Raw genomic sequence first — 8,188 nt, 5'->3', positions numbered from 1 at the left:
CGCCGACAGCGACTGGATGCCGGTAGAACTCCCAGCCACCGTCTTGCTGGAGGCTAGCCAGCCACCGCAGACACAGATTCAGCACCTATTGGAGGAGATAGGGAGGCTCCCGATGTGATCAACTGAGAATATATTGCAGCTATTGTCACGACAACAGCTCGGGAACAAGCTATCGAGCTCACCGAAGAGAGAATAGAGGAAGGAAGACTACCGAAGGTCTCGCATGTCTCGCCATGGGCTGTGTTGACTCTCAAAGACTGGATGATAACCCAACAACCTGCAAAAGCGACTTATTCCACTGTTGACGACATATATCGAGAATTAGGTGTCTATCTTCAAACCCAGCAATAGGGCCACTGAATCTGTATGACAATCTAATTCTGCGTGAAACCTCAATCTAGAAAATCGATATAGCGATATACTGTATATCACACAGACCACCTTACCGCGGTGCGATATTCGAGTGTTTGGAGAGTATTACTACGACCTTGCGGTACGCACGTGCGCGTGAGACGTGCGAATATGGGCTAAACGCCTGAGACACGTCACTGGAGTGCGGTTCGCATCGATTCGATGATGTTCTGTTCAGTTGGAGCGGCGAGATAGGGTTCAATAGCGTCATAGGAACTCCAGCCTCCAAGAGCCATAACGATCCGTGGGCTGACGTTCTGCTCGACAAGGAGGTGATTGGCCCAACACCGGCGTAGATCATGGGTTGAGATACGTCGGTAGTCATCGTCTCCAGTTTCTTCAGCTGCTTTCTCGGCTGTCTGTTCTACCCAGTACTGGATGGTTCGCTTGGCTTTTGGCACTAAGCGTTCATCATTGTCAATCCCAGCCTGCTGGATGTAGCGGTTGATTGTTGCCTCAACATCCCGTGGAAGCCATGTCTCACGGTACTTACCCCCGGTGTACTCACCCGTAGTGTCCTTTCCACCGACGACTTTCAGTTCGAAGTGCTTGCCGTCGCTCATTCTGGAAACGTGCTTGGGGTTGACATCAAGTACTTCCTGGACACGGAGCCCGCAATCGCCCATTAGCCGGATAGCTACTTCCTGTTCGAACGTCTCGGCTTCCCGAGGGAGTACCTCGTATTCGCTCCGTGAGAGCCAGACATTCCAGGAGCTATCTTTGTTCCGTTCGGTTCGCATTGCGTGTTACTCATGAGTATCATGCACTTATTGCTGTTGATAGAGGTCCTCAACAGGGGTTATTCTCGTCTCAGAGCCAAATTTTTGCACGTTATTATACAAACGTGCAAAGAGCAGACTTCTAACACACTCAGAGACAACCATGAGTCACCATTATATATTGAGATCGTTCTCCACCTAGATTCATACATTGGTGGGAGAGTTAGAGAATAATAAAATAACTTTTAAAAATATAAACACTAAATTTTCCAACCAATGTGTCGTGTCCAAACACAGTTATACAGAGCATTTTTTGTGACTATCTTAATAGTTGTCTAAATTAATCATTTAGATAGATTTACACATCCCACATTGATACTTATTATATAACCGTGCTTGAGCAATAGTCAAGCCGTCATGTTAATGAATTCAAGGTCTTATAAGAAGGATTTGAGAGGAGATATCCACTAAGAGTAGGCCGATAGATTAATTTTCTTATACATACTCAAACAAACAGATATTAGATAATGTTTGAGATCAGTCCATTAGAGGTAAAGAAAACGCTTTGTATATAACAAACATTTTCTCCAATATCCACAAGCAAGACAGACGATATGTGACGTTATCGTCTGATATACTATATATTCACTACATTAATTTAATCAATTAATCATTTTTAAATTAGTGTAACTCAAGATAGGATACTCATATAAATTATATTTATTGGGAAATGTAGATCATCGAATTACTATTTGGGTGACTGATATCCCAGGTACTTGTTAAGATTGAAACTGTTCAATATTGAGTGATTTAGCATCTATTTCCTTTTGGTTTATTCTGTTTCCTTTTTGTATCTCGTTCAGTAAACCCATCTTACAATGATATGATCAACTCAGAGACAATATCGGACAATAACCTTTGCTCTGGTGAACGCAAGACAGCGCCGATATTAGCATATTGAAGGACTTTGCGACACGATCAATAGATTGTAAAACCCTCGACGGAACTAAATCATCTACTTCGATTCCTCATTAATGATTTCGTCTGCCAGCGATTCTATTTTTTCAATTACAAATTCCGACAACGACGTTCGGTTCTGATGGCAGTAGTCCATTATTGCTTGTTTTTTGTCTGGCTCCAGACGAACGGGCACTCGTGGCACTGACAAGTATTGGCTGTGGTGACTCCCTAACAGGACTTGTCTGCGGAGCGTATCCAAATCAGCGTGTGGATTCTCAAGTGCTAATTCCACAAACTCCATCGCGTCAGTCGCAAGCTCGAACTCGACGGCTTGGGCTGCAATGGCAACAATCCGAGAGCGAGATACTGCGGACTGGCCGCGGGCGATCTGTGCGGCGACTGTCCACCACAGACCGCAGTATTGTCGCACGTCATCATTGTAGTTGCGTACCATCGCCCACTCCTGTGTACTGCCTTCTGGCCCGTTTTTCAGTAGTGGATGCAGCTCGCTGGGCAACGACATGACGTCCAGATATCGACGCACCGTCGGTGGTGAATGAATCGTCTGGGCAGCCACTCGCTCGATCAGCGCGCTTCGGGAGTCCGCATCGAACTGCTCTGCCAATGACTGGCAGTAGTTGGCCCACTCGTAGGTCGACCACTCACGAACGATGCTGGCCGTCTCAGTTGCCTTTAGTGCGTCCAACGCAGTCTCATACACCTTGACTGGGAGACGCTCCCAGCCACAGTCAGTCGCGGCCTGGTATCGCTGCCAGCCGTCCGTGATATGATACACCTCTCGTTGGAGATCCGGACGGACGATCAAGGGTCGATCCAACCCATCACGGCTGATCGATTTGCGGAGTGAGTCTTTCGGCCGAACCCGACGTGGGTTATGCTCTCCGTGGACCAATTTGTCGACCGAAATTAGCTTATCGAAGGTCGACGGGAGCTTCTCTTTGTCGACCTCAGACCCATCTCGTGTTTCGACCATACTCAGACCCACCCCTCTTCGTCGGCCAGCTGTTCGAGACGTTCTTCGTAGAGGCTCCGTACCAGTTCACTATGTGTGTTGATCCCCCGACTTCGCATCGCCTGGACGTGCCACCGGCTGTGGCGTTGAGTTTCTGGACCCATGACATCAACTCTCTTGAACGGCCGTGACGGTTCTACTTCCACGTACAGCTCTTTGGCCTCCTCAGAATGCCGCTGTAATGTCTCGGAAAACGCTTCGCGTTGGTCCACCGGTGAGGACTCCGAGAGTTCTGCGGTCGCCTCGTGGCGGAACTGTCGAAGTGTCTGCCGGAGCTCGTTCTCGGACATCTTGTCGAACTGGAGCGACCCCACAGTCTCTAAAACAGCATCAGTTGGATCAACCGAATCCGTCTCCAGGACTGATCCCAATGTCTCGTGGAGTGCAACCACCTCGCGTGAGGTTCCTGATTTTCCTTCGCCACTTCCCAGCTTGCTCTGGGTATCGACCCCGTAGTTATCCAACGCCATCCGCTCTTGTGCCGACCGATTCTCTGGATCCTTGAACAATGACTGGAGGATCGGCGGTAGCGCGGCTGTTTCGAGATGCTCGGTGACGACCTTGACAGCGTTGTCACCGTCGTTGCCGCGGAACCGCCGGGCGAGATATTCGAGTGCTTCTCGCTCGGTTTCGAATCGCTGTTGGTCACCTCCACTCGTGTTAGTCTCTGATTCCGATGTATTCTCGTCCGAATGAAGATCATCCCGCGGGCGAACCAACTCGTAGATGAGTTTGAGTTGCTGGGCGATCTCTTGTTCGGAGAGTTCTCTTCGGTCCGTATTCTCCGTCAGCGATGTCCACGCTGCATCAAGGTCGTTCGCCTCGAAAATCTTGCACGGGATAGTTTCGTAGCCAGCCTCCATTGCTGCATGATATCGCCGCGAGCCTGCGATGATGGCGTATTCGGCTTGCTCGGTCGAGTGCTCACCCTGCTTGCTTGTCTCGACGCTGTCGTCACTATCAGTGTCTGTCTCTGTGTTTGTAGTTACCCCCAGATCGACACTGAGATCAACATCGTCGAGCGGCCGCACGATGATATCGTGGAACAAGCCATCATCGTCAATTGATTCTGCTAATCGCTGGTCGAGTTCATCACCGCTCCAGGCGCGCTCTCTGGACTGCATCGGATCGAGCGTTAACGCCTCAACGGGCAGTTCGGCGCGTCGTATCATGACTCGTTGGCCTCCTCCGAGCCAGCCATGTCCTGGATGATCTGTTGCCAGCCAACCTGTTCGAGGCTGATTGCAACATCATCGCTCCCGTTATTGTCAATCATCACTTCGGCGAGGAAGCTCTCAGTGTCCGTCGAGACTTTCTGTTGAACGTCAGCGACTGCTGTGTCGTACTGCTCGTAGACGGTGAGCTCATCGCCAACAATAACAAAGAATCCCTCATCGGCCTCCGGGTCTACACTGAACTGGACACCATCCATTAGTTGTCACCTCCCGTCGACGAAGACTCCAGGCGGTCCGCAAGCGTGTCGACTTCGTCCTCGGCGAGTTCGAGGATCGTATCGTCAACAACACGATACGGTTTGAGCGTGCCGTACGAATCGGGCAGGATGTGTTTGTTGATTCGAATCGCCAGCCGTTCGGGAGATCGCGGGCGGATGTCCTCTGGTCCACGCCAGCTCAAATACCGACCATCCGACTGCTGGGTGAACTTTGTCTTTGTCTCAACGACTGAGCGCAAGTTCAAGTTCTGGATGTTGAACCCGAGTTCGTTGTAGAGTCCACGCTCACTGTTGAGTCGACGTGTCTTGTCTCGCAGTGGTTCCTCAGCCGGATCGGCGATAAACTGCAGGTCAAACTCCGACGTTTGGGCGGGTGTGACTTCTCTAAGCCGGTCCTCGGTGATTCGAATCGTCACTGAGGTGACTGCGAGATCCGGCTCGACGGTGTGTGATTCGACACCGAGAATTGCGTTGACGTGATCGAGGATCGATTCTTGAGCCCCCTCGTCGAGTGGATTCGATACGCCAGTTCCATCCGAATTCTGAAGTTGGGTGTAATCGAACGTGAGTCGGTGCTTCGTCTCCTGTTCGCGGATGAAGCCGTATACTGCGAGTTCGTCGATGATCGTCTGGTTCGTTGTTGTGACGCTCCCGTGAGCGTTGAGTTGGATGATGTTCTCGCCGAAGGCATCCAGGATCGCTCGACAGGAGTTTGTGAGTAGCGACGGAATCTGCGCAATTTTCGCCGGTGCGTCGACCGTCTGTGGCGTCGAACTCACAGGTCGACACCCCGTTTGCGGGATGTAATCTGTAGTCTGTGCTGTCTGTCTATGCCGGAATTCTCAAGTCCAGCAGTTTTCTCTATCAACATGGGTCAATCCATAGGAAACCCAGTTCGGGTGTTGCACCACCCGGACATTTGCTTCGTACAGTATGTCCCGTGGAACTCGTTTCCTATCCATTTCTTACTCACGAATTGGTATAAACGTTTCCATTACCTAACTACGAAATGGTGTGCGTACTACCAATACCTACTTACAGGCACGTGTTTTTTGTGGAATCAATGCCCCGAGAGCGAGATGATGAGAGTGGAAAATATACGGACTCATACAGTGACGAAGATTTTATTGATGCGATCAAGCGTGAAGGAGGAGTAGCAGGAACAGGGGCAATTGCTGATCTCGCGGGTTGCAGTCACCGGCAAGCACTAAACCGTCTCAAGGATCTTGAAGAGCGAAATGAAATAACAAGCAAAGATGTTGGTCGGTCCCTTGTCTGGCAAATTGTCTCAGAATGAAATAGATAGAGATGAATAAGAATTGATTTTCTTCACTCTTTTCGGAGACGCAGCAATTAACCAATACCGAGGGTCTTTCAGGTGTGTTCAACCGGGTCGATAAATCGAGGGTAACGTCGAGCCGGTATTTCGGGATGGACCGCTTCTGCGTAGCCTTGGTACGATATACATTACAATTCACCACTTAAAAGGACAATTCAAATTGAATTAAGTCGCAGATTCGGTCGAAAACTGTAAGACATCATTAACGGATGGTTAGTCGCTGAGTTGCAGTTCGTCGACGCCGTCGACGAGTCTACGAGCACGGTTTTCTCAGGCGTGTGCTGTATCCCGTGTTCCGTCGTGGTTGAATGGGAGGCTAATCACGATTTCCTCGTAAGGGAACACAGGCCGCTTTGATCGGCTACTGTTCTCAAATCGAATCACGCCGAGTCGGTCGAGTTCGGTGAGTTCTTGGTGGACGTTCTTTATATCACGGTCGACGAGCCGTGCCGTCTCGCGGATGCTCTCAGGTTCCGAATCAGAGATGGTTTCGAGTAACGCCATTGTCCGAGGGTTAAACGTCTCGAATAGTAGTTCGGATGTCTCGAACGCGAACGTATCGGGCTGGTCGACAGCCTCCCCACGAGTAAGCCGATCAACTGCTTCGCGGCCATCGCGGTAGAGTTCATCGTCGCTCTGTACCGTAACCAGTAGCGTGTCGGACGTTGTGGTGTCGTCGAATGCGTCGGATAGTGTCATTGTATCTCCTTGAGTGAGTCTCACAGGTTGATTCGGGCTTTCGGGATCTCTTCCCAGAACTGGTCGTAGAGTTCGACTATTCCGGGGAAGCTCACATCGACCGGTTCTGGATCGGGCGCAACGTGGAGTTCGTGGCCCTTGGTGTCTTCGTGGGCGTTGTCGTACCGGCGGATCGTCCCGTCGTCGAGCGTCGGCCCGTCGACAGCGTCAGGAGCTACTGCCCCGTAGTGGAACGCATACCGCCACCCCGATGGGTACGCCACATCGGATGTCCGGCGGATCATTAGCCGAATGAACGTCCCGTCAGCGTACCGCTTTCGGAGGGTGTACCCATCCAACTCATCTTCTGTGAGGCTCATTCCTCAATTGTTGGTTTGAGAGCCATCAATGTAAGACTGTTGGTTCACTAACCATCATATGCCGGTAGTCGAGTCGACTCTGGGAGCGCAGGTTTCGGTCGATTCGGAAATCACACTCAGAAGTTCATATTGGTAGGCTGGAACCCCCTGTCTATGGGCGACTTAGACCCAATCGCGTTCGACATCAAAAACAACGTCTTCGGGGACGGCTCGATACTCACTGTGGCGGGAGTCGCCTCTACACTTGGTGAGGTCGTCATCTTAAACACAGCAGGTCGACCGGCGCGAGTTCGACCGTCGACGTTGAATCTATTCAACTGTTGATCGCCGTGGTTGTGCTGTCGGCGATTGCGGTGGCGGCATTCACGATCAACTACCGATCGGTCTTCGACGACCTCACAGACAATCAGCGCCGACACAAGCGACACCTAATCGGCCAACGCGAGGGTCAGACGGCTTCGACGTACCGGATCGCCAGCCTCGATGAACTCGGTACCAGTGAGACCCGCTGCAACCTCCGGTTACTGTTCGACCAAACGGCGATCGTCGACGGGGATATTCCGACGATTCGGGCCGGACTCGGTGCGGCTCGCAGGGAACGTTGCCGAGACACGGCATAAACTTGCCTCACAGGCTCGGTTACTCACAGATCGCGAACTGCGGAACCAATGACTCATCGAGGTCGAAACCCTCGAATCAACGCTCGACAAGGAACTGCCGACGCCTGTATGGGAACAACACATTGGTCGCGTCTCAGAACCGTTTAGACTTCACCTCCAGTAGCCTCAACCGAGGCGATACAGTGAATCTTCTCGTGGAGTGATTCACACAGAACCTCATTGAAAAACTGGGTGTAGCGATCTGGGTCTTGGTACTTCACCAGTCGGAGCTGAAGCACTGCATTCAATCCATCTCGATTCCACTGCATCCAGTCTCGCTTGCATCGTTTAGCGACTTCTCCCATTGCCCGTTCGACGGGATTCGAGGTCCACCGCACCTCGATCCCGTCGAGTGCTTTCTCAGCAAACGTCTGCATCGACGGTAATCCCCGCCGCAAGTACGCTGCTGCTTTCTCTGAACCGAACTGGCTCAATTGCCAAGTCGTCTTCTCAATCCGTTCGCGTGTTCGGGCGATCCGCTTGCGGATCGCCGAATACTCCTCTTCTGGACGGTGTTTCTTCACTGAATTCTTCAGGTGGAACAACTCACCGCTCA

At 51.3% G+C, this 8,188-nt stretch carries 10 protein-coding genes and 1 pseudogene; 3 read left to right on the top strand and 8 right to left on the bottom strand.

Annotated elements, in window-relative coordinates; translation table 11 throughout:
• Positions 1-545: 545 nt before the first annotated feature.
• The 5 genes from O2S87_RS17285 to O2S87_RS17265 all read right to left on the bottom strand — a co-directional run bounded on the left by O2S87_RS17285 (position 546) and on the right by O2S87_RS17265 (position 5,355).
• Positions 546-1,151 (bottom strand): site-specific integrase, encoded by a 606-nt coding sequence (locus O2S87_RS17285; protein ID WP_475409998.1) that lies wholly within the window; start codon positions 1,149-1,151, stop codon positions 546-548.
• Positions 1,152-2,145: 994 nt separating this feature from the next.
• Complete coding sequence (locus O2S87_RS17280) at positions 2,146-3,084, bottom strand: ParB/RepB/Spo0J family partition protein (RefSeq protein WP_475409997.1); 939 nt, start codon at positions 3,082-3,084, stop codon at positions 2,146-2,148.
• Positions 3,085-3,086: 2 nt separating this feature from the next.
• Positions 3,087-4,295 (bottom strand): ParB/RepB/Spo0J family partition protein, encoded by a 1,209-nt coding sequence (locus O2S87_RS17275; RefSeq protein ID WP_475409996.1) that lies wholly within the window; start codon positions 4,293-4,295, stop codon positions 3,087-3,089.
• Positions 4,292-4,555 carry a hypothetical protein gene (locus tag O2S87_RS17270; RefSeq protein ID WP_475409995.1) on the bottom strand — a complete coding sequence of 88 codons (264 nt, stop codon included), beginning with the start codon at positions 4,553-4,555 and terminating at the stop codon, positions 4,292-4,294. Before O2S87_RS17270 ends, O2S87_RS17275 begins: the two co-directional genes overlap by 4 nt.
• Positions 4,555-5,355: a hypothetical protein gene (locus O2S87_RS17265; RefSeq protein WP_475409994.1), complete on the bottom strand. Its 801-nt coding sequence runs from the start codon at positions 5,353-5,355 to the stop codon at positions 4,555-4,557. Before O2S87_RS17265 ends, O2S87_RS17270 begins: the two co-directional genes overlap by 1 nt.
• A gap of 284 nt (positions 5,356-5,639) precedes the next feature.
• Between O2S87_RS17265 and O2S87_RS17260 the strand changes: the two genes are divergently transcribed.
• Positions 5,640-5,873: a transcriptional regulator gene (locus tag O2S87_RS17260; protein ID WP_475409993.1), complete on the top strand. Its 234-nt coding sequence runs from the start codon at positions 5,640-5,642 to the stop codon at positions 5,871-5,873.
• A gap of 312 nt (positions 5,874-6,185) precedes the next feature.
• On the opposite strand, the gene O2S87_RS17255 is transcribed toward O2S87_RS17260, so the two are convergent.
• Both O2S87_RS17255 and O2S87_RS17250 read right to left on the bottom strand, forming a co-directional pair.
• Positions 6,186-6,614 carry an HVO_A0114 family putative DNA-binding protein gene (locus tag O2S87_RS17255; RefSeq protein ID WP_475409992.1) on the bottom strand — a complete coding sequence of 143 codons (429 nt, stop codon included), beginning with the start codon at positions 6,612-6,614 and terminating at the stop codon, positions 6,186-6,188.
• A 20-nt stretch (positions 6,615-6,634) separates the two neighbouring features.
• Positions 6,635-6,973 carry a toxin-antitoxin system TumE family protein gene (locus tag O2S87_RS17250; protein ID WP_475409991.1) on the bottom strand — a complete coding sequence of 113 codons (339 nt, stop codon included), beginning with the start codon at positions 6,971-6,973 and terminating at the stop codon, positions 6,635-6,637.
• Positions 6,974-7,126: 153 nt separating this feature from the next.
• On the opposite strand from O2S87_RS17250, the gene O2S87_RS17245 reads away from it, so the two are divergent.
• Together O2S87_RS17245 and O2S87_RS17240 are read left to right on the top strand one after the other, a co-directional pair.
• Entirely contained in the window at positions 7,127-7,297 is a 171-nt protein-coding gene (locus O2S87_RS17245) for a hypothetical protein (RefSeq protein ID WP_475409990.1), read from the top strand.
• Positions 7,294-7,593 carry a hypothetical protein gene (locus O2S87_RS17240; RefSeq protein WP_475409989.1) on the top strand — a complete coding sequence of 100 codons (300 nt, stop codon included), beginning with the start codon at positions 7,294-7,296 and terminating at the stop codon, positions 7,591-7,593. The genes O2S87_RS17245 and O2S87_RS17240 overlap by 4 nt, the downstream gene beginning before the upstream one ends.
• Before the next feature lie 143 nt (positions 7,594-7,736).
• Here O2S87_RS17240 and O2S87_RS17235 read toward each other — a convergent pair.
• Positions 7,737-8,188, bottom strand: a pseudogene (locus tag O2S87_RS17235) (ISH6 family transposase); the annotation flags it as partial.

Source organism: Halohasta sp. A2 (assembly GCF_056175805.1).
Note: the sequence above shows the minus strand (reverse complement) of the source record. Positions and strands in the feature narration are given on the sequence as shown.

Excerpts from the sequence above, each read along its gene's own strand:
- O2S87_RS17285 (WP_475409998.1), bottom strand. The coding sequence starts at position 1,151 with ATGCGAACCGAACGGAACAAAGATAGCTCCTGGAATGTCTGGCTCTCA.
- O2S87_RS17280 (WP_475409997.1), bottom strand. The coding sequence starts at position 3,084 with ATGGTCGAAACACGAGATGGGTCTGAGGTCGACAAAGAGAAGCTCCCG.
- O2S87_RS17275 (WP_475409996.1), bottom strand. The coding sequence starts at position 4,295 with ATGATACGACGCGCCGAACTGCCCGTTGAGGCGTTAACGCTCGATCCG.
- O2S87_RS17270 (WP_475409995.1), bottom strand. The coding sequence starts at position 4,555 with ATGGATGGTGTCCAGTTCAGTGTAGACCCGGAGGCCGATGAGGGATTC.
- O2S87_RS17260 (WP_475409993.1), top strand. The coding sequence starts at position 5,640 with ATGCCCCGAGAGCGAGATGATGAGAGTGGAAAATATACGGACTCATAC.
- O2S87_RS17255 (WP_475409992.1), bottom strand. The coding sequence starts at position 6,614 with ATGACACTATCCGACGCATTCGACGACACCACAACGTCCGACACGCTA.
- O2S87_RS17250 (WP_475409991.1), bottom strand. The coding sequence starts at position 6,973 with ATGAGCCTCACAGAAGATGAGTTGGATGGGTACACCCTCCGAAAGCGG.
- O2S87_RS17245 (WP_475409990.1), top strand. The coding sequence starts at position 7,127 with ATGGGCGACTTAGACCCAATCGCGTTCGACATCAAAAACAACGTCTTC.